The sequence below is a fragment of the Achromobacter sp. AONIH1 genome, assembly GCF_002902905.1.
GTDB lineage: Bacteria > Pseudomonadota > Gammaproteobacteria > Burkholderiales > Burkholderiaceae_B > Achromobacter.
The window spans coordinates 4072860-4096668 of sequence record NZ_CP026124.1 but is presented as its reverse complement, the minus strand read 5'-3'; the positions used below and the strand labels follow the sequence as shown (position 1 = coordinate 4096668).

Genomic DNA, 23809 nt, shown 5'->3' with positions numbered 1-23809 from the left:
CGTCATCATCTGGCGGATCCGACCCGATCATCTTGCGCCGGCCAAGGCCGGCAGGGCTTTTGGGTATCATCCGGCATCGCCATTCATGTCGCGCCCCATGACCACCCTGCCCGCCCCCATGCCCGACGCCCGGTTCTGGCAACTGATGACGCATATCGACCGCCCGCTGCTGCTGTCGGGGCAAGACGACGAGAGCCTGGCGCCGCTGCGCGCGGCGCTGACCCAATTGCCCGCTGATGACATCATTGCCTTTGCCCTGCGGCTGGCCGACAGGCTGGCGGCCTTGCTGACCGCCTCGCGCGCCAGGACGGGACCGTTTGGCGACGACGGGCTGCTTTACGCGGCGTGCCACGCCGTCGCGCGCGGACAGGCGTGGTTCGAAGCCTCGATGCGCTGGCCGGCGATGTTCGACGATGCGGACGCCGATCCCGACACGAGCTGGTGCGAGTCGCTGCTGTACCTGCCTCGCGAGGCCTGGAGCCAGGCCACCGGTGCCGGCGAGGACGATTTCCCGGTCTGGACGCTGGAGGAAGGTCTGGCGCCGTTCGCCGGCAAACTGCCCGCGTCCACCGCCGGCGACGCCGTGCGCCGCCCCGCCACGTCGCCGACCGCCTACACCGTCTACGCCAGCTTCGAGCAGCATCCCGGCATCGCCCGCCACGTGGAGCCGGAGGAAAACGTCCGCGTCACGCTGGCCGGGCTGCTGGACGACTACTTCTGGTGCCTGCTGGATCTGGACGACTATCTGGGCATCGTCAACGAACAGGGGCAGAGCTTCCAGATCCTGCATGACGCCAGCAAGAACCTGTACTGGGCCGAAGTGCCTTGCGAGGCCGACAAGGCCTCCTATGGCCAGGAATTCTCGCGCGAAGCCCTGCTGGACCTGCTGCACCGGCTGCCCGTGAACTTCGACCGGGCGATGTTCGAGGCCCCGCAGAAGCTGGCCTGGGACGAGTAGCCCCGACGCACACTAGGCCGCCAAGGCGCGCGCGTGCAGGGCCGCGATCGCGCAGCTGTCCACCCGCGCCTGCACCGAATCCGCGCGGCTGGTCAGCAGGACCGGCACGCGCGTGCCCAGCACCAGCCCGGCCGCGCCCGCGCCGGCCAGCCAGGTGAGTTCCTTGTAGAGCATGTTGCCGGCCTCGATATCGGGCGCCAGCAGGATGTCGGCCTGCCCCGCCACCGGCGAGGCGATGCCCTTCAGCTCCGCCGCCTCGCGCGAAATGGCGTTGTCCAGCGCCAGCGGCCCGTCCACCAGCGCGCCGCGTATCTGCATCCGGTCGGCCATCTTGGACAGGGCCGCCGCGTCCAGCGTGGCCGGCATGGACGGATTCACCGATTCTGTCGCGCACAGCACCGCCACCTTGGGCCGGTCCACGCCCAGCGAGCGCGCCAGGTCAATGGCGTTCTGCGCGATGTCGGCCTTCTCGGCCAGCGTGGGCGCGATGTTGACCGCCGCGTCCGTCAGGATGAACAGCTTGGGATAGGCCGCCACCGACATCACGAAGGCATGGCTGATGCGCCGCGCCGTGCGCAGGCCCGACTCGCGCGCCACCACCGCCGCCATGAAATGATCGCTGTGCAGGCTGCCCTTCATCAGCATGCCCACGACGCCGTCGCGCGCCAGCGCCGCCGCGGCCCGCGCCGATTCCAGCTCGTCGTCGGGCGCGTCGATGATTTCCAGCCCGCCGGCCGGCAGGCCCGATTCCTCCAGCAGCCGCGCGATGCGCGCGCGCGGCCCCACCAGCACCGGCTCGATATAGCCGGCCGCGCGCGCCTGAACCGCCGCGCCCAGGCTGGACGCGGACAAGGGATACGCCACCGCCGTGCGCAGCCGGCCCGCCGACAACGCGGCATCGCGCAGCGGCGCGAACAATCCATCGCTCGCCATCTTTCTCGCTCCTGCTGGCGCCGCCCCGCGCGGCGCGCTGGCATCGGCCCGGCGCGCCGCCGGGCCGCTAGTCGCGGACGCATCGGCAGGCCGCGCCGGATCCCCGCTCCCGGATCCTCTAGACCGCATCCGTACCTCTGGATCCGGCGCGCGCCCGTCCTCGCGCCTAGTGTCCCGCCGGCTCGATCGACAGCGGCGTTTCCCCCGACGCGAAGGGCTGGTTGACGTAGGGCTGGTACTTCTTCAGGAAGCGCACCGGCTGCTTGAGCGCGTCGCGGCGGAACGGATCGCCCAGTTCCTGGCTCACCATCATCTCCAGCACCGTGGTCTTGCCCTCGGACTGCGCCTTGCAGGCCGCGCGCAGCGCGTCGCCCACCTGGTCGGCGTGCTCGACCCGCAGGCCCTCCGCCCCCATCGCGCGCGCCAACTCGGCGAAGTTCGGGTTCTGCAGATTGCTGCCGACGAAACGGCGACCGTAGAAGTCCACCTGGTTCTTCTTTTCCGCGCCCCACTGGCCGTTATGGAACACCACCGCCGTCACCGGAATGCGCTCGCGCACGCAGGTCAGCAGTTCCTGGAAGCTCATGCACCAGGCGCCGTCGCCCACATAGGCCACGGCCGGACGATCGGGCCGGCCCAGCTTGGCGCCGATCAGCGCCGGCAGCGCGTAGCCGCAGTTGCCGAAGCTCATGGCCGCCAGCATGGAATTCGGTTCGTCGAAGCGCAGATAGCTGTTGGACACCGAGCAGATGTTGCCGATGTCGGTGGACACCATCACATGCTTGGGCATGGCCAGTTCCAGCTCGCGCAGCATGCGGCGCGGATGCATGCGGCCGCCGCCCCGGCTGATGATGTCCAGGCTCCAGTCGTCGCGCTCGTGCGACCAGCCGTCCAGTTCCTTTTCCCAGGCGCTCTTCTCGGAAATGATGCGGTCGGCGCGCGCGCTCAGCGTGGCCGAGCAGGCCAGCTCGCGCGCGGCCAGCTTGGCCGCCAGCGCGGCGGCCGCCGGCTTGGCGTCGCCGCAGATGCCCACCGACACCGGGCGCACCAGCCCCAGCATGCGATGGTCGGCGTCCACCTGGATGATGCGGGCGTTCTTGGGCCAGTAATCCAGCCCGTGCTGCGGCAAGGTGCCGAAGGGCCCCAGCCGCGTGCCCAGCGCCAGCACCACGTCGGCCTCGGACAGGAGCTTCATGCCGGCCTTGGCGCCCTGGTAGCCCAGCGGGCCGCACCACAGCGGATGGCGCGACGGAAAGGCGTCGTTGTGCAGATAGCTGGTCACCACCGGTGCGCCCAGCAGCTCGGCCAGCGCCACGCACTCGGCCTGCCCGTCCGAGAACAGCACGCCGCCGCCGGCCACGATCACCGGGAAGCGCGCCTCGGCCAGCAACCTGGCCGCCGCCTCCAGGTCTTCCTCGGCGCCCGGGCCGCGACGCACGCGGCGCGGCTCGGGAATCGCCACGTCGATCTCGCCGTAGAAATAGTCGCGCGGAATGTTCAGCTGCGCCGGGCCGCGCTCGGCCATGGCGTTGTCGAAAGCCTTGGCCGTGAACTCGGCCATGCGGTCGGCGCGGTTCACATGCGCCTGGTACTTGGTGATGCGCGAGAAGATCGGCAGTTGCTCGGTTTCCTGGAAGCCGCCCAGGCCCATGCCGGACGTGCCGGTCTCGGGCGTGATCGCCACCACCGGGCTGTGCGCCCAGTAGGCCGCCGCCACGCCCGTGACAAAATTGGTGATGCCCGGGCCGTTCTGCGCGATGCAGACGCCGTGCCGGCCCGTCACCCGCGAATAGCCGTCGGCCATGTGCGCCGCGCCCTGCTCGTGCACCGTCGGCACGAAGCGGATGCCCGCCGCCGGAAACAGGTCGAGCGCGTCCATGAAGGCCGAGCCGACGATGCCGAAGACGTCCTTCACGCCCTGGGCGACCAGGGTTTCCACAAACGCTTCGCTGGGGGTCATGTGTTGCTTGCTGCTCATGTCTATCTCCTGGCGGGCCGGCGCTGGACGGGTGGATTCTGGATTGCATATCGGCCGGGCTACGCCGATACTGCACCCGAAGCGCCGTCATTCCCATCCCGCCTCGTTCCACTTTCCGCAAAATCCGTCACGGGGCGGACCGCCACAGGCCAGATCTTCATTTTTTGAAAGATGAAAGACGAATCCTCCGCCGCGCTGCGCGCGCTCACCCTGCTGGAACTCGTGGCGCAATCCGAACGCCCGGTGTCGCTGGCCGCCCTGACCGAGGCCTCCGGCCTGCCCAAGCCGTCCGTGCTGCGCATCCTGTCGCGGCTGGCCGACGCCGGCATGCTGCTGCGCGAGCCCGCCAGCAAGAGCTACGTCAGCGGCCCCCGGCTGGCCGCGCTGGCGCGCGACGCCATGATCAACTCGCCGCTGCGCGGCGAGCGCCACCGCATCCTGGACAGCCTGGTCGACGAGATCGGCGAGACCTGCAACTGCACCATGCTGGACGGCGACGAGGTCGTCTACCTGGACCGCGTCGAAACCGCCTGGCCGCTGCGCGTCAACCTGCAGCCCGGCTCGCGCGTGCCGCTGCACTGCAGCGCCAGCGGCAAGCTGTTCCTGGCCCACATGCGGCGCGAGGCGCGCGAACGCCTGCTGGCCGCCGCGCCGCTGCCGCGCTACACGCCCAACACCTTGTGCGACATGCAGGCGCTGGATCCCGAATTCCGCAGCATCCGCAAGGAAGGCGCCAGCTTCGACCGCGAGGAGTACCTGCTGGGCATCGTCTGCATGGCCGTGCCGATCCTGCACGGCAACCGCGCCGTGGCCGCCGTGGCGCTGCACGCGCCGCTGGCGCGCCTGTCCATCGACGCGGCCCGCGCCTGGCTGCCGCGCATGCAGCAGGCGGCGGCGGCGCTGGCGCGGACGTACGAGGCGGATGCGCAGATGCCGGGCGATTGAACGCGCCCCTGTCTCGAACCCGGCCCTGTCAGAAGCCGATTTGCCCTGGATGACTGCATCAACATAAAATTGACAGCATTGACTGCAATCTCAAGCGATTGACAATGGCGATCCTGACCGTCCGAAACGTGCCCGACGAAGTCCACCGCGCCCTGCGCCTGCGCGCGGCCAACCACGGCCGCAGCACCGAGGCCGAAGTGCGCGAGATCCTGGAACACGCGGTGAAGGCCGAGCAGCGCCCGCGCCTGGGCGACCTGCTGGCGGAACTCGGCCGCAAGGCCGGCCTGCGCAACGAGGACTTCGCCGTCCTGGAAGACACGCGCGACCGCAAACCCGCCAAGCCGATGAAAATCGCATGATCGTCCTGGACACCAACGTCGTCTCCGAAGCGATGAAGCCCGAGCCGCATCCGGCGGTCAAGACCTGGTTGAACGACCAGGTGGCCGAGACCCTGTACCTGTCCAGCGTCACGCTCGCCGAGATGATGTACGGCATCGGCGCCCTGCCCGAAGGCCGGCGCAAGCGCGGCCTGGGCATGGTCTTCGACGGCATCGTCGCGCTGTTCGGCGAGCGCGTGCTGGCCTTCGACGCCGACGCCGCCCATCACTACGCGGCGCTGGCCATCAAGGCGCGCGCCGCCGGCAAGGGCCTGCCAATGGCGGACGGTTATATTGCCGCCATCGCCGCCGCCCGGGGATACGCCGTCGCCACCCGCGACGCCGCGCCCTTCCAGGCAGCGGGCATTGCCGTCATCAATCCCTGGGACGCGTCCTAGCCTCCATCCGTGACCGGACCAATATCGTGACCGAAACCGCCTTCTCCTCCCTGCCCCTGGCCCCCGCCCTGCTCCAGAACCTGGAAAGCCTGGGCTTCACGCAGATGACTCCCATCCAGGCGCAGAGCCTGCCCCTGATCCTGGAAGGCCGCGACCTCATCGCCCAGGCCAAGACCGGCAGCGGCAAGACCGCCGCCTTCGGCCTGGGCCTGCTGCAGAAGATCAACCCGCCCTGGCTGGCGCCGCAATGCCTGGTGCTGTGCCCCACCCGCGAGCTGGCCGACCAGGTGGCGCAGGAACTGCGCCGGCTGGCGCGCCAGATCTCCAACATCAAGGTGCTGACCCTGTGCGGCGGCGCGGCGGTGCGCCCCCAGGCCGAGTCGCTGGCCCACGGCGCCCACGTCGTGGTCGGCACGCCGGGCCGCATCCAGGACCACCTGGCGCGCGGCAGCCTGGACCTGGCCGGCCTGAACACCCTGGTGCTGGACGAGGCCGACCGCATGGTCGACATGGGCTTCTACGACGATATCGTCGCCATCGCCTCGCACTGCCCGACCAAGCGCCAGACCCTGCTGTTCTCGGCCACCTACCCCGACAACATCCGCAAGCTGGCCGCCCGCTTCCTGCGCAATCCGGCCGAGGTCAAGGTCGAGGCCCAGCACGACGCCAGCCGCATCGAGCAGATCTTCTACGAGATCAAGCCCGAGGAACGCCTGGACGCCGTCGCCCGCCTGCTGGCGCATTTCCGGCCGGCGTCCACGCTGGCCTTCTGCAACACCAAGATCCGCAGCCACGACCTGGTCGAGGCCCTGAACCAGCAAGGCGTCAGCGCCCTGGCGCTGAACGGCGACCTGGAACAGCGCGAGCGCGACGAGATCCTGATCCAGTTCGCCAACAACAGCTGCTCGGTGCTGGTCGCCACCGACGTGGCCGCGCGCGGACTGGACATCCAGAACCTGGGCGCCGTCATCAACGTGGACGTGACCAAGGACACCGAGGTCCACGTCCATCGCATCGGCCGCAGCGGCCGGGGCGAACAGAAGGGCCTGGCCCTGAGCCTGTGCTCGCCCGACGAAATGCGCTGGGCCACCCTGATCGAGCAGTACCAGGGCGTCCCGCTGGTCTGGGGCGACCTGCAATCGCTGCGCCCCAAGGCCGACCGCCCGCTGCGCGCGCCCATGGTCACGCTGTGCATCCAGGGCGGCAAGAAGGACAAGCTGCGGCCCGGCGACCTGCTGGGCGCGCTGACCGGCGACGGCGGCCTGACGTTCGAGCAGGTCGGCAAGATCAACGTCACCGAGTTCAACACCTACGTCGCGCTGGACCGCCGCATCGCCAAGCAGGCGTTCTCGCGCCTGTCCAACAGCGCCATCAAGGGCAAGCGCTTCCGCATGCGCTACCTGGAAGAGCTGTAAGCGTTGGTTAATACACCGCCGAATGCTTGATGGATTTGCTCGGGTTTTGCCATAATGGCCGCGCCTGTCCGGACCCCCGGGGAAAAAGGGGGCCGGACAGAGGAACCATAGGCTCGCGGTGCGCTCCAACCAGCCCACTGTTCTTCTCAATCTGAATAAGAGAACCCCAACATGATCAAATCCGACGACACCGGCAAGCTGATCCTGCGCCTGACCCTGGGCATCCTGATCCTGCTGCACGGCCTGTTCAAGCTCTCGGGCGGCGGCGTCAGCGGCATCGCCGGCATGCTGTCCTCGCACGGCCTGCCGGGCTTTCTGGCCTATGGCGCCTACATCGGCGAGATCCTGGCCCCGGTGCTCATCATCGTAGGCATCTACACCCGCCTGGGCGGCCTGATCATCGCCATCAACATGGTGGTCGCCATCCTGCTGGCCCACACCGGCCAGCTCGGCAGCCTGACCAACAACGGCGGCTGGGCGCTGGAACTGCAAGGCATGTTCCTGTTCACGGCGCTGGCCATCGCCTTCATGGGCGCGGGCCGCTTCAGCCTGGCGGGCAATGGCGGGCGCTGGAACTGAGGCGCGCGTGATCGTCCGGCATGAAGACTGACGGCGCGAGCCGCCGGTCGATGGAAACAAGGGTCGCCGGCAGGCGGCCCTTGTTCTTTTAGGATCGCGCTCGCTGGGCGTTTGATCGTGATCCGGCCATTCTTCAAGATTCGTCCGATTGATGATTCCCCGGGGTTACAGTCCGATATTCGTCCGATTGATGACTCCCCGGACAGTCCGAGTGATGACCTCCCAGATGAAGAAATCGCCGACCTCTCCCGCCGACAACGTGGTCGCGCTGTACCAGGAACATGCCCGCGCCTTTGAGCGGCAGAGAAGCCGGGATCTGTTCGAGCGCGGCTGGCTGACGCGCTTTCTGGCGCTGCTGCCGGCATCCGGCAAACCGCGCGTGCTGGACATCGGCTGCGGCAACGGCGTGCCCATCGACCGCCACCTGATCGAACAGGGCTGCGAGATCATGGGCGTGGACACGTCCCTGCCCCTGCTCGCAGGCGCGCAAGCCGCGTTCCCGGATCACCGCTGGATCGCCGCCGACATGCGCCGCATGCCCTTGAACGAGACCTTCCACGGCCTGATCGCCTGGCACAGCCTCTTTCACCTGAGGCCCGAAGACCAGCGGCCCCTGTTCGCCACCTTCGCACGCCTGGCCGCGCCAGGCGCGCCGCTGATGTTCACCAGCGGGACCACACTGGGGGAAGCGATCGGGGAACTCGAAGGACAGCCGCTGTATCACGGCAGCCTGGACCGCCAGGAGTATCGCGATCTGCTGGAAGCCAACGGTTTCGAAGTGGTGCGATATGTCGAGTGGGACGAGGAATGCGGCCGCGCGAATGTCTGGCTGGCCCGGCGTGGCGGCGCCGTCGAGGGCGAGACGCGTCAGCCGCGCATCACGGCAGTCCCGGGCGAGATCAGTCGCGGTTGATGAAGTCCTGCGTATCCCGGATGAACCAGGGAAGATTCAGCCTTTCTCCCTCGCCGGACTGGATGGTCAGGCGCCGGTCCGAGGAAGCCGGGGCGCTGTTCGGGCTTTGTGCCGGGGAAGATGGCCGGCTGCGGTAGTCCATGTCGGCGCGCCGGGGCGGGGTATCCGCGCAGGCGGTGAGCGTTGCGGCTGCGACTGCCGCTGCGGCAAGAACGGGGCGCAATGCCCGGCGTAGGGTCTTCATGATTTTCTGATCCTGCTCGTGGCACGGGCTGGCGTGCCGGATGGTCATGGATTATCTCCACACCTTACTCGCAATGCGCAACGCGCGGCAGTATCAGGTCTCCAGGGAAACGCCTGTTTCGTTGAATGATCGCAACCGTTCGTCCACCTCAATTCCACATACCAGTAAACGAACGGGAGCCGGCTCTCCCTGTCTTGGATGGCGATAAACAAGTCAGACGTTTCTTAATATGAAATATTTTTTCAAAACGTCTCGAGATTGAGTTAAATTGCCTCACCCAATCAGACCCTCTTCTCCCTCGCTGACGGATTAAAAAAATGCGCCTTTTGCCGCCTTTGGTTTTGACAATGGCCGTTCTTGCAGCTGGTTGCGCTCCCGCGCTCAAGACAACGACGCCTCCTGCCGTTCAGGCCGGAATGCAGTCGGCAGTCTCTGTTTCCGCCAATATGCCTGAGAAAAAGTATCTGCCGAATCAGGCAGGCTACATCGAAGGCACGCGCTATATCTTTATGCAGACTGGCGGCGGCAGCATTCTGTTAGGACCGATTTTTGGCAGCATGAACGTTTCCCGTCTGTCCCAGGAAATGGCCAAGCAATACAAGGACTCGGTCATACAGGTTGATCCGCTGCCAGCCTCGACTGCCGCCTTGGAAGCCGCCGGCATCAAGGCATCTGGAGAAGCCGCGGCTTTCAATCTCAAGCCATTTGTCTTCGTGCAGCGTTGCGACGACGAGAGATTCAGGCTGGCCCTGGTCTTCCATGTCGACAACGCCAACACCAAGTGGACTGGCCGCTACACCTACCATCTGCAATCGGTATACCCCGAGAAGGAATTGGCCCAATTGTCCGAAGGGCAACTGGACCAATACAAGAAAGAGCTCACCACTGCGGCAACTGCGCTCGCAGGCCTCGTCAAGCGAGACCTGAAGGGCGATTTGCCCGCCACCGGCAAGCGGGTCAATCTCGGTAGCCTGCATCTGCTTGGCAGCAAGATGGGCGGGCTGGGGATGTATACCAAGCCGGAAGACATGTACTTCGCCAACTCGCAGATCCTTGAAGAAACGGATGAATACGTGATCGCACGGGTTCCCGGAATGATGGAGTCCAATGTGTTCGGCGGAGCCATCGCCTACGGCGTCCAACGACTGGCCAAGAACCAGATCCACACGATGAAACCGTATTAACGCTTGAACCCGAAAACTCCCCGGTTTCCACATCACATCGACCCCAGCCATGTTCATTCTGATTGAAGACCGCGCCGAGATTCGCAGGGCCCAATCTCAACTCGAAGCAACGCTACGCCGCGAATTTTCAATAAAGGAAGTTCGCGACATCGGCTGGCAAGGCGGCCGACGGCCGGCCGCGAAGCTGCACTCGAATGGTGAATACTGGTACTGGTCGCAGGATCACAAGAACACATCCAATCCGCGACGATTGAATTGGTTTGGCCGGATCTATGAAGGCCCCGGTGTCGCCATCGCCGTTGAAATCAATATTCCCTACGAAGGACGCAACGATTCCGTTGCAGGCTTTTTCGCCAAGCACGCGTCCAGCGGACAGATCTATCTTTTCCATTCCGGACGAGTAGGCGGCGGAGCAACGGGGGTCAAAAAGGACGCGTTCGTGGCCTGGTCGGATCTTCAAACTCATCCGGTATATGCCCGCGATGGGTCGCAGAAGGAAGGTCTGCTCGTCATGCCTATCGCTGCGCGTGGCGCCGCCCTTGCAGCCGTAGCCTACGTAGAGGCCATCATCGATTTCAAGGCTGCCGTCCGGGAGGGCAGGACGGAGACCACGACCGCCAAGGAAAAGGAACACCAGTATCGCGCGTACTTTGATGAATCCTTCGGCCGCAGAAAGGGACGGGCCTCGGCCCGCGACATCGACTACGTATCCAGGCATGGCGAAGTAGTGAAAAGCCTGAGCGAATGGCGTCAACGCAAAGGCCTTGCCAGGAATCAACAAATCGTCAAGTCCGTATTGCTCGATCTTGGCGTATCCAGGGGAACCGAGCTGGTCGAGGCCTATGAAGTCAAAACCTCGACCATGCGCGGCGATATATACACCGGCATCGGGCAGTTGACCGTTCACGCCAAACGTGTTGACTGCCTGCGCACCCTGGTGCTGCCAGCGGACGAGAGCTTGGCCACAGACCTAATCGCCGCCCTAAAGCGAAACAATATACAGCTGCAACGATATCGACTCACGGAAACGGGCGTTACCCTGCTTTGAATTTTTCAACTCTCTCGTGACTTCTATTTTCCAATAAATAATAAACAAATATAGATAGCACGACCTCTCCTCGGAAATAACCAGCACCAGCCAGGCACCCAGCATCTCTTCACAACGCCCCTCTTGCCTCGCTGATTTCGATGCCATCTTCGCCTGTTCTTGGCACGCAATCTAACAAACACTGACAAAATAGTTATCTTCAAGGGAATGGCCACCTTTTCTCAAGGAAATCACATGAGTTCCTTGAGCGCCTCCTGGCGTTCCCGAACCCCCCCGGCCACACGAAGCCCAACGTGAAACAATGCTATTTCATTAGCATTCAATTTGTCATTTTTCGCCAATCTAATCATAAAGATGGTATCCAGCGAACTATTTTTATAACAATGGCTGGCACCCTATTTATCAAATACCACAACCTGGATGGTATCCATTTTTTTATTCTTTTCCCTGCAAAAAAACTGGTTTAAATTTCGTCCTTTTTTCAATAACCGGCTCCGTTCGCGCACCTTGCATCGCCTCCCTGGCAGCACTTTCACAGCGATTCAGTAACGATCGGACATAAGGTTATTAATCGACCCAAAAGGACTCACGTTTTGATCTATGGCAAGAAAAAATGGCTGACAACGACGGTCGCGCTTAGCGCGACCTATTGCGCGGGCGTCATGGCCGCCGACCTGACGATTGCGCCAGGCAATACGCAGGTATTCGACGGCTCGGCCAGCTTCCCCGGCGGCGTCGACGTCAACGGCGGCACGCTGGTGATCGGCGGCAACGGCGGCGGCGCGGGCGTCACGCTCGGCGGCAACGTCAATGCGACCGCGAACTCCACCGTCTCGGGCTTCGGCGCGATCAACGGCAACCTCAACGTCTCGGGCAACTCGCGCGTCGCGCCGGGCTATCCCGTCGGCACCCCCACCGGCGTCTCCAACGGCAACCTCATCGTCAACGGCAACCTGTCGATGAACAACGCCGTGTACGACTTCGAGACCGGCTACGCCGGCCTGCCCATCACGCAACCCGGCACCGGCGACAACATCACCGTGCGCGGCGACGTGGCCCTGAACAACACCACGCTGAACGTCTCGGTGAACACGCTGGGCGTCAACGCCGGCTACTACCGCATCCTGTCGTACACCGGCAACCTCAGCGGCAACGGCCTGACCCTGGGCTCGGTCACCGGCGACTCCGTGCCCGCCGCCAACATCCAGACGCTGACCGGCGACAAGCACATCAACCTGATCCTGGGCCCCAGCACCACCAACCTGTGGAACGGCAACGGCGCGGCGTCCGCGACCCGCGCGGGCGGCGGCGACGGCACCTGGACCGCGAGCAGCGCCAACTGGAACAGCCCCGGCAACGCCACGGGCGCCCTGCCCGACGGCGGCTACGCCATCTTCACCGGCGCGGCCGGCACGGTCACGGTCGACGGCGGCGCCGGCCCGGTGCGCGTGTCCGGCATCCAGTTCGCCAGCGACCGGTATCGCGTGCAAGGCGCGCCCATCACCCTGGTCGGCAGCGGTGGCAATCAGCCCGTCATCGTGGTTGGCGACGGCACCTATGCCTCAGCCCAATACGTCGACACCATCACCAACCCGCTGCAAGGCACGCAGGGCTTCGTCAAGACCGGCCCGGGCTCGGTGATCCTGACCGCCGACAGCAGCGGCCTGTCCGGTCCCATCCTGATCGCCGACGGCGCGCTGGAGATCGACGGCAAGCTCAACGGCCCCGTCGACATCGGCCGCGAAGTCGTGCTGGCCGGCGTCGGCCAGCTGGGCACCACCACGCTTTACCCCACCGCCGTCATCGCGCCGGGCAACGACGGTTCGCCCATCGGCACGCTCACGATCAACGGCAACCTGACCTTCGGCCAGAACACCATCTACCGCGTGCACGCCGACCCCGCCAGCACCGCGAGCGACCGCATCCACGTCACCGGCGTGGCCACGCTCGACGGCACCGTGGAACACATCGGTCCCAACGGCAACTACGCGCCGCGCACCACCTACAACATCCTGACGGCCGACGGCGGCGTGCAGGGCCGCTTCACCGGCGCGTCCAGCACCTATGCCTTCCTGACCCCCACGCTCAGCTACGACCCGAAGAACGTCTACATGACGCTGACGCGCAACGACGTGCCGATCGGCAGCATCGGCGGCACGGGCAACGAGAGCAGCGTCGGCGGCGCGCTGGACAAGCAGGATCCGCCCTCGACCGGCAGCGGCTCGTCGTCCGCCGGCAACGGCCTGTCTGGCGTCGGCATCGGCGGCGGCAACGGCGCCGCCGCGAACCAGGGCAGCGGCGCCAGCCAGGTCACGCAAGCGGTCCTGACCATGACCCAGGACCAGGCGCGCACGGCGCTGAAGCAGCTGTCCGGCGAAGCCTACGCCAGCAACGCCAGCGTGCTGCTGAGCCAGGGCGACACCGTCCGCACGCTGTCGCTGGACCGCCTGCGCGGCAACCTGGACGCACCCATGCGCGCCGGACGCCCGACGGCCCAGGCCGGCGGCGCGCCCTCGCCCGACGCCCTGCCGCAAAGCGGCGCCTATCCGGTCTGGACGCAGGTCGTCGGCAACTGGAGCAAGTTCAAGGGCGACGGCAACGCGGCCAGCGTGAGCCAGTCGTCCGGCGGACTCTTCGTCGGCGGCGACACCGAAGCCGGCAAAGGCTGGCGCGTGGGCGGCGCGGTGGGCTATCTGGACAGCCGCAACACGATCTCCGACAGCGCGTCGCGCACCAAGGTCGACAGCTACACGGCGACCGTCTTCGGCGGCCGCAACTTCGCCGCCGGCCCGGGCCAGCTGCGCTTCATGGCCGGCGCGGCCTACACCTGGCACAACATCGACGCCAAGCGCGATGTCGCGGCCGGAACGCTGAACCAGCAGCTCAAGTCGTCCTATCGCGCCACGTCGACGCAGCTCTACACCGAACTCGGCTACACGCTGCCGCTGGGCGATGCCTACAGCATCGAACCCTACGCCGGCCTGGCCTGGAACCAGCTGCGCACGCGCGGCTTCAAGGAGTCGGGCGGCAGCGCCGCGCTGAGCGGATCGGCCAGCACCAATGACGTCGCCAGCAGCACGCTGGGCCTGCGCGGCGCATGGGAGTTTGGCGCCGAACGCAGCAATCGCCTGACCGCGTCGGTGGGCTGGCGCCATGCCTCGGGCGACCTGAAGCCGCGCCAGGAACTGGCGCTGGACGGCGGCAGCAACTTCTCGGTGACGGGCGTGCCCATCGCGCGCAACGCGGCGGTGCTGGGCCTGGGCGCCGAGATGGCGGTCGCGCGCAACACCACGGTGGGCGTCGGCTACGACGCGCAGTTCGGCGGCGGCAACCGGCAGCAGTCGGGGCAGCTGAAGCTGGCCGTGCGCTTCTAAACCTGGCGTAGCCAGCACAAGAGGCGCCGCGATCGCGGCGCCCCTTGTCGTTTCAGCGCGGGCGCTTGCAAGGCGCGGGCAGGCCCCTGCCTGCCCGTCACCCCTCGTTGCCCAGCGCCACCAGTTTGCTGATCGTATTGAAGTTGCGCGTCGTCGCGGCCAGCTTCAGCTTTTTCTCGATGAAATTGTTGTTGGCCTTCACGTCGCTGTACTTGGTGTGGCAACGCACATAGGCCATGTCGCCCACCACCCGCACCTGATCCGGCGCATGATCCAGCGCCTGGAACGCGGCCAGCGTCGCCGCTTCGGGCAAGGACGCCAGCAGCGTGAAATACAGCTTGGCCGGATCCTCGTCCTTGAACGGATTGCGCGCCAGCACTTCCTCGAAATACGGTACATGCCGGGCCAGCACCTTCAGCTCCGCGCCCAGCTGTTCCTTGATCGTCTCGTGCACCAGCCGCTCCACGGCGGGCAGGCCCAGCCGCGTCGACACGATCACGTTGCCGCTCTGTATGTACGTCCGGACCTGACTCAACCCCGCCTCTTCCAGCGCGGTACGCAGCGGCGCCATCAGCACCTTGTTCTTGCCCGTGGGCATCACGCCGCGCAGCAGGATGATGGTTGTTTTCATGGTGGTGTGGTCTAAGCCTGGTGAATGTTGGCGGACGAATTGACGGGCCGGTTGATGACGCCTGGTCGGCTTGGTTTACGGGTCGCTATGAATCGCTTCATAGGTCGCCTCGCAAGCTGGCGAAGCGGACTTCGCCCCCAGGAACGCTGCGCGGATTCTCTCGCAAGCGAGCGGCCTCCACAAGCGGCAGCGGCGCATCCGACCATCTTCAGCAAAACGCAAGCAAGCGACCGCGCCAGGACATTCAGGCCCCGACACCTTTCTCCACGGCCCTGTCCGCATTATCCTAGGCGGCTGACCGACACCCCTCAAGCCGCTCCACTCAAAAGGAAAACGCCGATGTCACGCTGGACCTTCTACACCGCTCCCGGCACTTGCGCCCTGGCCACCCACATCGCCTTGCACGAAGCCGGCGCCGAGTTCGATCTGGTCAAACTGGACATCGCCGCCGGGCAGCAGCAAGGCCCGGACTACCTGCGCGTGAACCCCAAGGGCCGCGTACCCGCACTGGCCACGCCCCAGGGCGTGCTGACCGAGACCCCCGCCCTGCTGGCCTTCGTGGCGCAGAGCTTTCCGGCGGCCGGACTCGCGCCGCTGGATGATCCCTTCGCCTTCGCGCGCATGCAGGAACTGGCCAGCTACCTGGCCTCGACCGCCCACGTCGCCCACGCCCACAAGCGCCGCGGCGCCCGCTGGGCCGACGATCCCGCCGCCCATGAAGCCATGCGCGCCAAGGTGCCGCAGACCATGACCGTTTGCGCGGCCTATCTGGAAGCGCAGATCGTCGGGCCCTGGGTCGCGGGGGAACGGTACAGCGTCGTGGATGGCTATCTGTATACCGTCGGCAGCTGGCTGGAGGGGGATGGCGTGGACATGACGCGGTTTCCGAAGCTGACGGCGTATCTGGAACGGGTGGGTCAGCGGGAGGCGGTGCGGCGGGCGGTGAAGGAGGCGCAGGGTTGATGCGGACTCGCATTGATCGCGCAACGCCGACATGAGCACAAGTTTCGAGAAGGCCCGTCTGGAGCGGCTGCTTGAACGCTACGGAAGGTACGCTGAACCCGCGCCTGACGGCCTTGCCCTGTACGACGCATGGATGGAAGGTGAGGAAGAAGCCTGCCCGGGAATCTCGCGCCACATACGTGAGCACGCCCTGCGCACGCTGGATAGCCAAGACCCGCAACTGCTCCGGAGTGCAATTCAGGCCCTGGCATGTACGGGGGAGTCCGGGGACGAAGCCCTACTGGAAGTGCTCAAACCCAGGGCAAGCAAAGCGATCGTCGCCGAGATCGAAGCTGGCATTGAACATCTACGGTTTCGACTGCAGTCCCTCGAAGCACTGCTTGACGAAGTGGCGGACAGGAAATCCTTCTTGCGATTTGCTCGGGCGCTGGCAAAAGATCGCGAACGCGCGCAAAAGCTTGAAGCGGAAGACCCCGAGAATTATCGATACGATGGCGCGCTAGGATGGCGGCATGCAGATATCGCGACGTTCCTCCATACCGGGCTGGTGGTTCTTGAGGGTGGCGACGAACGCGGTCCGCCGTCCTGGGCCGAGGTCGCGTGGTTTCTATATCGAGGGAAGGTATATCAGTAAGGGCGGCCACGAACTCTTCATCGCCTTGCCGCACCCTGCGCCAATACGACAATGGCTGGGAACGCCTGGTACACGGTCGGCCTTGGCATGTTCCAAGCGCCAGTCACCGTTCGCCTGACCACGAACAACATGCACCGAACCATTGATGAATCCATCCGAGCTAGTGATCCATCTTGAGCGGCCAATGGACCAGTTGTCCAATGAAGGCCCTCCAGCGCGAGAGGTTGTGATAGCTGCCCTCAAGTGGCCAACGGGATACTGGGCCGAGCTAGCACTCACCAGGCTGGAAGCAGGGCTTCCCGTTGACAAAGAAATCGCCGACCTGCTCCTCGCGGCCTCTGGCCAGCGCGCGTTTTCTCAGCATCTTAGGCATCGCGCATTCGCGATGGCATAGGATGGGAAAGGAAAAATCGCTCGTCGTAGTTTCCAGGCGTTTGTTCCCTTATGGTCAATGTGGTGATTCCGACAGCCTGAGCCTGCGACACAAAGTCGCACCCAAAACATGTTTTCAACTCGCGCAAGCCATAAAAGACATACAAGCCAAACCCAAAGACATACAAGTCAAATCATTCAACAATTTGTATGTTGCTTGGCGGTAGAATTCGACGGCTTATGAGGAGCATGACGCTCACCGTGCTGCGCTTTTCTGGATGCGGCGCGTCGGCGTTCTTCACTCCCTAAAGCGCAAGATGAAATCGATCATCGTGATCTCACACTCGTCGGGATCAGGCTGATGCTTTTCGTGGTCCTCACGGCTGTCGTTCGTTTTTCCTTGCCTGGCCCACGAGTCGTGAATGAAGCTGCCGAAGCAGCGTTTTGAGGTAATGATGAATTTTTGGGTCCCTGTAGTCTTAGGTACGTTCAAGATCCTCGTGTTGGGAACGGGCATGTTTTTCGCCATCAAGTCGCACTACGACGGCGCAAAAAAGGATAAGGAAAAAGAGAAGGAGATCAAGGCGCCGTAGTAGGGACTTCGTTGCCATTGAGGACGGGAACACCCTGATTGAGGCGTTCGATAGATTTGAGGGCGGGCCGCGTCAGATGCTCTCATTCGAATCGTCGAGCGGCTCTGGTGTGCCGGTTGACGCCAGCAGTCTTTCCTTGATGTCATGGCGCGTCACCCCTGGCTCGTGAGCATGAGCATTCGCAAGTATCAAATTTTCGGTCTAGGCGCTATCAGTACGTGGCCGGCATTGTGCGCAGAGCGAGCGTCACAGCCGTCGTGTACTACCGCCCCTGAAGGGCCGTCATGCGGAAAGGCTCTTCGGCGAAGGTAAGGACTGCGGCAGGTCGTCAGCACCAGGCCGAGGCTGTCCTCTATCGGGCACGAACGGTCAGTCGGAAGACATCGCAGAAACCGGTCATTCGCCAGTATTGACCTGTACAGCCACAAGCCGCTAGGATTGCAGTCATGGCTACCCGCTCCAAATCCCTCTTTTCGCTGGTCCGTGCATGTTGTCAGAACGTGCCGGGGGAAAACTGCGTCTAGCCATTAGCTACACGTTGAATCAATCGCCTCTGGCCGCCCGTTGCAAAACCGGCGGCTTTTTTGTTTTTGCCTGCGCCCTTCGACATGGAGAGAGTTGATGCCACTTGCGTTGTATGACACTTGGTCGCGTACCGTGCGCTCGTTCACGCCAATCCAAGCTGATCACGTCGGCATGTATTGCTGTGGACCCACCGTCTACGACCATGCGCATATTGGCAATCTAAGAACGTATGTGTTTGAAGACATTCTGCGCCGGGTACTCATTCGCAACGGTTACGAGGTCCGTCACGTCGTTAATATCACCGACGTCGGCCACCTGACTTCGGATGCCGACGAAGGCGAAGACAAGATGGAAAAAGGTAGCAGACGGACCGGGGAGTCCGCATACGCTATTGCTCAGCGCTACACCGAGGCCTTTGTCGCGGATTGGCATGCCCTCAACTTGCAGGAACCGACGGTATGGTGCCGCGCGACAGATCACATCGCCGAACAGATCGCGTTTATCGGCGAGCTGGACCGGTCCGGCTACGTGTATAGGACCAACGACGGTCTCTATTTCGACACAAGCAAACAGGATGACTACGGCTTTCTGGCCCGGCTCGACCGTGCCGGCCTGCAGGCGGGCAAACGCGTGCCACTTGGCACGAAGCAGAACATCACGGATTTCGCGCTGTGGAAGTTCAGTCCGGAAGGCGTAGCGCGGCAGATGGAATGGGATAGCCCATGGGGACGTGGATTTCCGGGCTGGCATATTGAGTGCTCGGCGATGTCGGCGAAGTACCTCGGCATCTGGTTCGACATCCACTGTGGCGGAGAAGACCACATCGCCGTGCATCACACCAACGAAATTGCACAAACACAAGCGGCCCACGGCACTCGTCTTGCGAACTTCTGGATACACGGACATTTTCTAACACTCAATGCCGACAGCAAGATGTCGAAGTCGAGTGGGGACTTTGTTCGCTTGCAGACCTTGCGCAGTCGGAACATCGATCCGCTTGCCTACCGTTACCTGTGCATGACAGCTCATTACCGGAGCAAGCTGCATTTCAGCTGGGCGTCTCTTGGTGCTGCGCAGACAGCCTTGAACCGGCTGCGGCATCTCTATTCCGGTTGGTCGGACGGTGGCCACATCGATCCGGATTTCGTCGCGCGCTTCAATGCCGAATTGAATAATGACCTGAATCTGCCGAGGGCATTGGCCGTGCTATGGGAACTCGTCAAGAGCGAGCTCCCTCCTGCGACCTTGAAAGCGACTGTGGACAGCTTTGATTCTGTACTGGGCCTCGGGCTACGCGATTGGAACCCAGTTGCGCCTGACATTCCGGAACGCATTCGGGTGCTGCTCGGTGAGCGCGCTCAAGCCCGAGAGGCAAAGAACTGGGCAAAAGCCGATGAAATACGGAAGATGTTAAGCACCCGAGGCTGGAGAGTCGAGGATGGCAACGACGGGCAGCGCCTGACTGAAATCACTACGCCCGCCACAGATATCGGAAGCTAGTGGTCACGCATGGAGGCCGAACTGAATGTCCGGTTGGCACAGGCTCGAGTGACCGTTGTGGGTCGAAAGCGGCTATTCGGCAAAAGATGAGCGTATGAACCCCCACCTACACCGCCTGATCCGTGACTACCAGGCCAGCGTTCACATGGCCCTCCAGAAGCTGCGAGCCTCTGGCATCAGGATGCCGACTTCAGCCATGGATTGGGCCGGGATGGACCTCCCGCTACCTGGCGTGCTCGAGGACGGCATTCGGTACTACAAGCACGGCATCGGGTTCGCGGTCTGGCTGCCGTCAGGCGCCGTGGATTTCGACTTTGGCGAACACGGTGAGGCGGACGGATTCAATCGCGGGCGTATCGCGCAGTTCGCCATGCCGAACCTGGCTGCATATGGGTTCGAGACGCCCGAAGCCGTGAAGGCGGCGTTTGATCAGGCCGTCGCATCCGGCGAGATTGTCTGCCCGGAATCGACGGTCTGCTACCTGGCGGGATCCGATCGGGTGTACGCCACGGACGTTTGATTGCCGCCTTGTTGAAGGCCGCCGCTTGCGGCCCGGCGGCTATTTCCCAGCACCGATCAGGCAGGCAGTCCATTCAGGACGCGCTCATATTGAAGCAAGTCCTCCTGCGAAAAACAGCAGAAGAGCACTTCCTGAATCGACGATTCCACAGACAGGCTTGCACGAACGCTCTGGACCGCTTCCTGAGCCGCCAATTCAATGGGATAGCCATAGATGCCCGTGCTGATGCTGGGAAACGCAATCGACGCAAGCGCCCTGTCCTGCGCCAGTTCGATGCACCGGCGATAGCAGCTGGACAGCAAGCCCGGCTCCCCGTTATCACCGCCCCGCCATACCGGCCCCACCGTATGAATGATGTACTGCGCGGACAGACGATAGGCCTTGGTCACCTTGGCCTCGCCGGTCTTGCAGCCACCCAATAGCCTGCATTCATGCACCAGTTCTGGCCCGGCGGCGCGATGGATCGCGCCATCGACACCGCCGCCGCCCAGCAATGAAGAGTTCGCCGCGTTGACGATGGCGTCGACTTGAAGCTTCGTGATATCGGAACGGATGGCTCGCAGGCGGGTGGGCATATTCTTGCTACTTGAAAACGGGATCGGGGCTGTCGCGACCACGGCATCGATTGCGCATCGACACCGGGAGTTTTCGCGCGACAACGGTCGGACGGGAGCGGACGCGAGCAGGATAGCATTCACGCCCGATCCGAATTCCCCGATCAAAACGCCCGATCAAATCGGCAAGGCCCGATTTTGCACCACATTCCTCATCACCAAGGTCGACGTCAGCCGCTGCACGCTCGGCAAGGTCGACAAGCTGTAGTCATACAACTTCTGATACGCCGCCAAATCCGTCGTGACCACGTGCAGCAGGAAATCCGGATCGCCGAACAGCCGCTGCGCCTGGATGATTTCCGGAATCTGCGGGACCGCGTCCTCGAAGGCCTGCACGGCGGCCCGGTCCGTGACGCGCAAGGTCACGAACACGATCGCGGAAAAATTCAATCCCACCGCCGAGGGATTCAGGTTCGCCCGATAGTCCGCGATCACCCCCGCCTCTTCCAGAGCGCGAACCCGCCGGTGGCAAGGAGACAGGCTCAACCCGATCCGCTCGCCCAGGTCCGTGAGAGAAAGCCGCCCGTCGCGCTGCAGCTCCGCAAGAATCTTTCTGTCTATATCGTCCATGCGAGAAATATTGCCTTAAATACAGGATTCCCTGCAAGACCTTGGAAGCACCTTCCAGGCGAGTCCCGATAAGCTTGCGCCATGGATATTTCTACGCTTCTTCTGTTTTCGGCCACCGTCATTCCGCTGGTTTGCACCCCTGGACCCGATATTCTTTTCGTCGCCTCGCAGGCGGTGTCCACCGGCACCGCGGCGGGGTTTCGCGCCACGGCGGGCATCATCCTGGGCTATTGCGTCCACTCGCTGCTGGTGGCGCTAGGGCTCGCCGCCGTCGTCGCGGCGTCGCCGCTGCTGTTCGAGATCATCCGCTGGACCGGCATCAGCTATCTGGTCTTCCTGGCCGCCAAGCTGGTGCGGGCCTCCATGCGCCCCGGCGGCCTGCAAGCCTCACGCGAGCGGGTCAAGGATCAGCTGTACAAGGGCTTCCTGACCTCGCTGCTCAACCCGAAGGGGATGCTGGTCTACCTGGCGATCCTGCCGCAATTCATGGATCGGCAGCAGGGCAATACCACCGTGCAGGCGCTGCTGCTGTCGGCGGCGTTCATGTTCTGGTGCGCGGTGGTGTATTCGGCGGTATGCGTCGGGTTTGGCCGACTTGGCGGCGGCAGCCTGAGCGAGTTGCGGCGGCGTTTGATCGATGGGACGGCTGGCGGGATGATTCTGCTGGCGGCGGGGTTCATGGCGCTGGCGCATCGGTAGGGAATCCGCGGAATCGATCCGGTATGCTTGCCGGGGCGGGCCAGATGGCCCGGCACGCTTTCCGTTTCGCCGCTAGCCGACATCAATTCGGATCCTGAGTTCTCAGAACCCGCTTTTTCGCGCAACACCGGCGCCAGCCAATCGCCGCTATCACACAGACCTGAGACAGATATGGCGCTACAGCGCAACGTCCAACAGCAGAACGACAAATCCGAGCATTCGATTCGCAGGAGAGTGGCCTATTGGAAAGAGCACGGCGTCCCTGAAGCGCTCTCGCTTGTCGGGAGTGCGCAAGGCATCGATTGGAACCGGTCGATTGTTGTACACCTTGAGGTCGATTTTCCTGGCATGCCCGAATTGTTCGGCACGCTGGTTACACAGGACCAGCGCTTCATCGCATTCGAGATTGCCAGCTCCGACCGTATTCAAGTCGAGCGTTGGGAAGACGTGACCGCTGCCCAGGATTTCAATCACCACAACCGTGGAACCGGCCTGGGATGGGGCGCATTAGTGCTGAAGGTATTCCAGGAGATGAATGCTTGACGGCGCAACCGGTTGTCGAGGCCTCATAGCCTTTCATTCCACCAGCCCAGACGGCGTAACGCCCATGCCACCTGCACCCATCACCCTGGCCGATCTATTCCAAACAGGAGCCGGCCTCATCGGCCCCGCCTGGATGCCGGTCTACGACCTGGCCGCCTATCTGACGGCGGCGGATCAGGCAACGGGCTGGAGCTCCGACATGATGGCCGCGCGCGAGCTGGACAGGCTGCGGCTGGCCGAGTATCAGGCCATCGTCGATCTGTGCGCGGCATTCCAGCCGGCCGGGTTCGATGGCGGCAGCCATTACCAGCGCGTCGATCCGTCCGACGCCCGCCTGACGGCGGTCCTGGCCTACAACGCCGCCGATCCCCATCCGAGTTATGCGCGCTTGCTGTCGCGCCTGATCGAAAGCGGCGTATTGGCGCGGCGCGCTGGCGCGCGAGCCTGACGGGTCTGCGCTCCCCCCGCCTCCTGCCCTACTTCCCGCGCTGCTTCTTGCGCCGCTTCTTGCCCCAGGTTTCCTGGAACACGCTGATGTACTCCAGCACGGTCTCGTCAGGAATCGATTGCCCCAGGTTCTCGAAATCATCATGTTCTGCCGGCAAGGGCAGCCCCACGCCGTCGATGCCGTTGATCACGATGCACCCGGCATACTCGGTTTGGGCGTGGGTGTTCTGGATCACCTGCAATACGGTCATGCCGGGCCAGATCAGTCCAGCGTAGCTGCCCTGGAACCTGGAGTTGGCACAGACCGTAGTAATCAATCTGTCCGCGTCATACGCGATGGATATCAGGTCGTCACCCACAAACGCCCATGACGCCTCCCGGTCATCACGCACTAGATAATGCGTGGACAGCTTGTCCAGGTAGAGGTCCACGCTCTCACCCAGCTTGATGCCGCCCAGCGAGACGCCCGGCTTGATTTCCCTGTCGATCAACATTTGGTTTTTCTGAATGGTGGTCGTTGAAGCCTGGCCTTACGTGGAATAGTCTTCATACTCCCGGTTGAAGTACCTCTGCAGCACCGCGCAGGATTCTTCCCAGTTGCCCCTCGCGCAATCGCGCACGATGTCGTCCAGCAAGGCGCTCAGCTGCTTCCAGTCGAAATCGGCAATCACTAGCGTGCGGTGCTTCACCATGCAAAAGCCGCCGCCATGCAGCCGCAAGGCCTCGGGCGTGGCGACGCGGACATGGAACATATTGGAAGCGCGCTCGCCCCGCAAGCCGATCTCCAGGTCCAGGCCTAGGAATACCTGTTCCCGGCTGTCTGGCCGCCATGATGGCAAGGCGTCGAGGTTC

The 23809-nt window shown here is 63.8% G+C and carries 26 protein-coding genes; 18 read left to right on the top strand and 8 right to left on the bottom strand.

Translation table 11 applies throughout. The annotated features are described in order from the left end of the window. The first annotated feature begins 85 nt into the window (after positions 1-85). Entirely contained in the window at positions 86-958 is an 873-nt protein-coding gene (locus C2U31_RS18835) for a DUF4240 domain-containing protein (RefSeq protein WP_199770851.1), read from the top strand. Between the two features lie 12 nt (positions 959-970). Here C2U31_RS18835 and C2U31_RS18830 read toward each other — a convergent pair whose 3' ends face one another. Next, the gene (locus C2U31_RS18830; RefSeq protein WP_103274167.1) at positions 971-1891 is read right to left on the bottom strand and encodes a bifunctional enoyl-CoA hydratase/phosphate acetyltransferase; all 921 of its coding nucleotides are present in this window, start codon (positions 1889-1891) and stop codon (positions 971-973) included. A 166-nt stretch (positions 1892-2057) separates the two neighbouring features. Beyond that, positions 2058-3869: a sulfoacetaldehyde acetyltransferase gene (xsc, locus tag C2U31_RS18825; protein ID WP_103274166.1), complete on the bottom strand. Its 1812-nt coding sequence runs from the start codon at positions 3867-3869 to the stop codon at positions 2058-2060. Positions 3870-4040: 171 nt separating this feature from the next. Here xsc and C2U31_RS18820 point away from each other — a divergent pair, with 171 nt between their 5' ends. From C2U31_RS18820 to C2U31_RS18795, 6 genes are all read left to right on the top strand, one after another. Further along, on the top strand, positions 4041-4814 hold the full coding sequence (locus tag C2U31_RS18820) for an IclR family transcriptional regulator (RefSeq protein ID WP_103274165.1): 774 nt from the start codon (positions 4041-4043) through the stop codon (positions 4812-4814). A gap of 104 nt (positions 4815-4918) precedes the next feature. After that, positions 4919-5173, top strand: coding sequence for a plasmid stabilization protein (locus C2U31_RS18815; protein WP_103274164.1), 255 nt, complete (start codon positions 4919-4921; stop codon positions 5171-5173). Next, complete coding sequence (locus C2U31_RS18810) at positions 5170-5589, top strand: PIN domain-containing protein (RefSeq protein WP_103274163.1); 420 nt, start codon at positions 5170-5172, stop codon at positions 5587-5589. The genes C2U31_RS18815 and C2U31_RS18810 overlap by 4 nt, the downstream gene beginning before the upstream one ends. Positions 5590-5615: 26 nt before the next feature. Next, positions 5616-7004: an ATP-dependent RNA helicase DbpA gene (gene dbpA / locus C2U31_RS18805; RefSeq protein ID WP_103274162.1), complete on the top strand. Its 1389-nt coding sequence runs from the start codon at positions 5616-5618 to the stop codon at positions 7002-7004. Positions 7005-7175: 171 nt separating this feature from the next. After that, on the top strand, positions 7176-7583 hold the full coding sequence (locus C2U31_RS18800; protein WP_103274161.1) for a DoxX family protein: 408 nt from the start codon (positions 7176-7178) through the stop codon (positions 7581-7583). Positions 7584-7797: 214 nt separating this feature from the next. Further along, positions 7798-8496, top strand: coding sequence for a class I SAM-dependent methyltransferase (locus C2U31_RS18795; protein ID WP_233772885.1), 699 nt, complete (start codon positions 7798-7800; stop codon positions 8494-8496). Here the strand turns inward: C2U31_RS18795 and C2U31_RS18790 are convergent. Further along, positions 8483-8740: a hypothetical protein gene (locus C2U31_RS18790; RefSeq protein WP_103276445.1), complete on the bottom strand. Its 258-nt coding sequence runs from the start codon at positions 8738-8740 to the stop codon at positions 8483-8485. The genes C2U31_RS18795 and C2U31_RS18790 overlap by 14 nt on opposite strands. Positions 8741-9057: 317 nt before the next feature. On the opposite strand from C2U31_RS18790, the gene C2U31_RS18785 reads away from it, so the two are divergent. The 3 genes from C2U31_RS18785 (at position 9058) to C2U31_RS18775 (ending at position 14346) form a co-directional block, all read left to right on the top strand. Continuing rightward, positions 9058-9924: a hypothetical protein gene (locus C2U31_RS18785; RefSeq protein ID WP_158658402.1), complete on the top strand. Its 867-nt coding sequence runs from the start codon at positions 9058-9060 to the stop codon at positions 9922-9924. Positions 9925-9973: 49 nt separating this feature from the next. Continuing rightward, the gene (locus tag C2U31_RS30595) at positions 9974-10972 is read left to right on the top strand and encodes a hypothetical protein (protein ID WP_158658401.1); all 999 of its coding nucleotides are present in this window, start codon (positions 9974-9976) and stop codon (positions 10970-10972) included. A 662-nt stretch (positions 10973-11634) separates the two neighbouring features. Further along, a complete protein-coding gene (locus C2U31_RS18775) occupies positions 11635-14346 on the top strand; it encodes an autotransporter domain-containing protein (protein ID WP_233772418.1) in 2712 nt (903 codons plus the stop codon). A 97-nt stretch (positions 14347-14443) separates the two neighbouring features. Here C2U31_RS18775 and C2U31_RS18770 read toward each other — a convergent pair whose 3' ends face one another. Further along, on the bottom strand, positions 14444-14977 hold the full coding sequence (locus C2U31_RS18770; RefSeq protein WP_103274157.1) for a DUF1697 domain-containing protein: 534 nt from the start codon (positions 14975-14977) through the stop codon (positions 14444-14446). A gap of 339 nt (positions 14978-15316) precedes the next feature. On the opposite strand from C2U31_RS18770, the gene C2U31_RS18765 reads away from it, so the two are divergent. From C2U31_RS18765 to C2U31_RS18750, 5 genes are all read left to right on the top strand, one after another. Next, complete coding sequence (locus C2U31_RS18765) at positions 15317-15940, top strand: glutathione S-transferase family protein (RefSeq protein WP_103274156.1); 624 nt, start codon at positions 15317-15319, stop codon at positions 15938-15940. A 31-nt stretch (positions 15941-15971) separates the two neighbouring features. Then, positions 15972-16574 carry a hypothetical protein gene (locus C2U31_RS18760; RefSeq protein WP_103274155.1) on the top strand — a complete coding sequence of 201 codons (603 nt, stop codon included), beginning with the start codon at positions 15972-15974 and terminating at the stop codon, positions 16572-16574. Positions 16575-17368: 794 nt separating this feature from the next. Then, on the top strand, positions 17369-17539 hold the full coding sequence (locus C2U31_RS30590; RefSeq protein WP_158658400.1) for a hypothetical protein: 171 nt from the start codon (positions 17369-17371) through the stop codon (positions 17537-17539). Between the two features lie 621 nt (positions 17540-18160). After that, positions 18161-19564, top strand: coding sequence for a cysteine--tRNA ligase (gene cysS, locus C2U31_RS18755; RefSeq protein WP_103274154.1), 1404 nt, complete (start codon positions 18161-18163; stop codon positions 19562-19564). A gap of 94 nt (positions 19565-19658) precedes the next feature. Then, positions 19659-20084 (top strand): hypothetical protein, encoded by a 426-nt coding sequence (locus C2U31_RS18750; protein WP_199770850.1) that lies wholly within the window; start codon positions 19659-19661, stop codon positions 20082-20084. A 56-nt stretch (positions 20085-20140) separates the two neighbouring features. Here C2U31_RS18750 and C2U31_RS18745 read toward each other — a convergent pair whose 3' ends face one another. Both C2U31_RS18745 and C2U31_RS18740 read right to left on the bottom strand, forming a co-directional pair. Further along, positions 20141-20659 (bottom strand): O-acetyl-ADP-ribose deacetylase, encoded by a 519-nt coding sequence (locus C2U31_RS18745; protein WP_103274153.1) that lies wholly within the window; start codon positions 20657-20659, stop codon positions 20141-20143. A 156-nt stretch (positions 20660-20815) separates the two neighbouring features. Next, positions 20816-21268, bottom strand: coding sequence for an Lrp/AsnC family transcriptional regulator (locus tag C2U31_RS18740; RefSeq protein ID WP_103274152.1), 453 nt, complete (start codon positions 21266-21268; stop codon positions 20816-20818). 81 nt (positions 21269-21349) lie between these two features. Between C2U31_RS18740 and C2U31_RS18735 the strand changes: the two genes are divergently transcribed. From C2U31_RS18735 to C2U31_RS18725, 3 genes are all read left to right on the top strand, one after another. After that, positions 21350-21967 (top strand): LysE family translocator, encoded by a 618-nt coding sequence (locus C2U31_RS18735; RefSeq protein WP_103274151.1) that lies wholly within the window; start codon positions 21350-21352, stop codon positions 21965-21967. Positions 21968-22138: 171 nt separating this feature from the next. Continuing rightward, a complete protein-coding gene (locus C2U31_RS18730; RefSeq protein ID WP_103274150.1) occupies positions 22139-22510 on the top strand; it encodes a hypothetical protein in 372 nt (123 codons plus the stop codon). A 64-nt stretch (positions 22511-22574) separates the two neighbouring features. Continuing rightward, a complete protein-coding gene (locus C2U31_RS18725) occupies positions 22575-22958 on the top strand; it encodes a hypothetical protein (RefSeq protein WP_158658399.1) in 384 nt (127 codons plus the stop codon). A gap of 28 nt (positions 22959-22986) precedes the next feature. Here C2U31_RS18725 and C2U31_RS18720 read toward each other — a convergent pair whose 3' ends face one another. Further along, positions 22987-23451 (bottom strand): hypothetical protein, encoded by a 465-nt coding sequence (locus C2U31_RS18720; protein ID WP_103274148.1) that lies wholly within the window; start codon positions 23449-23451, stop codon positions 22987-22989. A 36-nt stretch (positions 23452-23487) separates the two neighbouring features. Next, positions 23488-23796 (bottom strand): Imm8 family immunity protein, encoded by a 309-nt coding sequence (locus tag C2U31_RS18715; protein ID WP_199770849.1) that lies wholly within the window; start codon positions 23794-23796, stop codon positions 23488-23490. Between the last annotated feature and the right edge of the window lie 13 nt (positions 23797-23809).

Bases quoted from the DNA above. Each gene is read 5' to 3' on its own strand.
- C2U31_RS30595 (WP_158658401.1), top strand. From the start codon at position 9,974: ATGTTCATTCTGATTGAAGACCGCGCCGAGATTCGCAGGGCCCAATCT.
- C2U31_RS18815 (WP_103274164.1), top strand. From the start codon at position 4,919: ATGGCGATCCTGACCGTCCGAAACGTGCCCGACGAAGTCCACCGCGCC.
- C2U31_RS18790 (WP_103276445.1), bottom strand. From the start codon at position 8,740: ATGAAGACCCTACGCCGGGCATTGCGCCCCGTTCTTGCCGCAGCGGCA.
- C2U31_RS18725 (WP_158658399.1), top strand. From the start codon at position 22,575: ATGCCACCTGCACCCATCACCCTGGCCGATCTATTCCAAACAGGAGCC.
- C2U31_RS18830 (WP_103274167.1), bottom strand. From the start codon at position 1,891: ATGGCGAGCGATGGATTGTTCGCGCCGCTGCGCGATGCCGCGTTGTCG.
- C2U31_RS18820 (WP_103274165.1), top strand. From the start codon at position 4,041: ATGAAAGACGAATCCTCCGCCGCGCTGCGCGCGCTCACCCTGCTGGAA.
- C2U31_RS18730 (WP_103274150.1), top strand. From the start codon at position 22,139: ATGGCGCTACAGCGCAACGTCCAACAGCAGAACGACAAATCCGAGCAT.
- C2U31_RS18800 (WP_103274161.1), top strand. From the start codon at position 7,176: ATGATCAAATCCGACGACACCGGCAAGCTGATCCTGCGCCTGACCCTG.
- C2U31_RS18835 (WP_199770851.1), top strand. From the start codon at position 86: ATGTCGCGCCCCATGACCACCCTGCCCGCCCCCATGCCCGACGCCCGG.
- C2U31_RS18760 (WP_103274155.1), top strand. From the start codon at position 15,972: ATGAGCACAAGTTTCGAGAAGGCCCGTCTGGAGCGGCTGCTTGAACGC.
- C2U31_RS18735 (WP_103274151.1), top strand. From the start codon at position 21,350: ATGGATATTTCTACGCTTCTTCTGTTTTCGGCCACCGTCATTCCGCTG.
- C2U31_RS30590 (WP_158658400.1), top strand. From the start codon at position 17,369: ATGAAGCTGCCGAAGCAGCGTTTTGAGGTAATGATGAATTTTTGGGTC.
- C2U31_RS18720 (WP_103274148.1), bottom strand. From the start codon at position 23,451: ATGTTGATCGACAGGGAAATCAAGCCGGGCGTCTCGCTGGGCGGCATC.
- C2U31_RS18765 (WP_103274156.1), top strand. From the start codon at position 15,317: ATGTCACGCTGGACCTTCTACACCGCTCCCGGCACTTGCGCCCTGGCC.
- cysS (WP_103274154.1), top strand. From the start codon at position 18,161: ATGCCACTTGCGTTGTATGACACTTGGTCGCGTACCGTGCGCTCGTTC.
- C2U31_RS18785 (WP_158658402.1), top strand. From the start codon at position 9,058: ATGCGCCTTTTGCCGCCTTTGGTTTTGACAATGGCCGTTCTTGCAGCT.
- C2U31_RS18750 (WP_199770850.1), top strand. From the start codon at position 19,659: ATGAACCCCCACCTACACCGCCTGATCCGTGACTACCAGGCCAGCGTT.
- C2U31_RS18775 (WP_233772418.1), top strand. From the start codon at position 11,635: ATGGCCGCCGACCTGACGATTGCGCCAGGCAATACGCAGGTATTCGAC.
- C2U31_RS18795 (WP_233772885.1), top strand. From the start codon at position 7,798: ATGACCTCCCAGATGAAGAAATCGCCGACCTCTCCCGCCGACAACGTG.
- C2U31_RS18810 (WP_103274163.1), top strand. From the start codon at position 5,170: ATGATCGTCCTGGACACCAACGTCGTCTCCGAAGCGATGAAGCCCGAG.
- C2U31_RS18740 (WP_103274152.1), bottom strand. From the start codon at position 21,268: ATGGACGATATAGACAGAAAGATTCTTGCGGAGCTGCAGCGCGACGGG.
- C2U31_RS18745 (WP_103274153.1), bottom strand. From the start codon at position 20,659: ATGCCCACCCGCCTGCGAGCCATCCGTTCCGATATCACGAAGCTTCAA.
- C2U31_RS18770 (WP_103274157.1), bottom strand. From the start codon at position 14,977: ATGAAAACAACCATCATCCTGCTGCGCGGCGTGATGCCCACGGGCAAG.
- xsc (WP_103274166.1), bottom strand. From the start codon at position 3,869: ATGAGCAGCAAGCAACACATGACCCCCAGCGAAGCGTTTGTGGAAACC.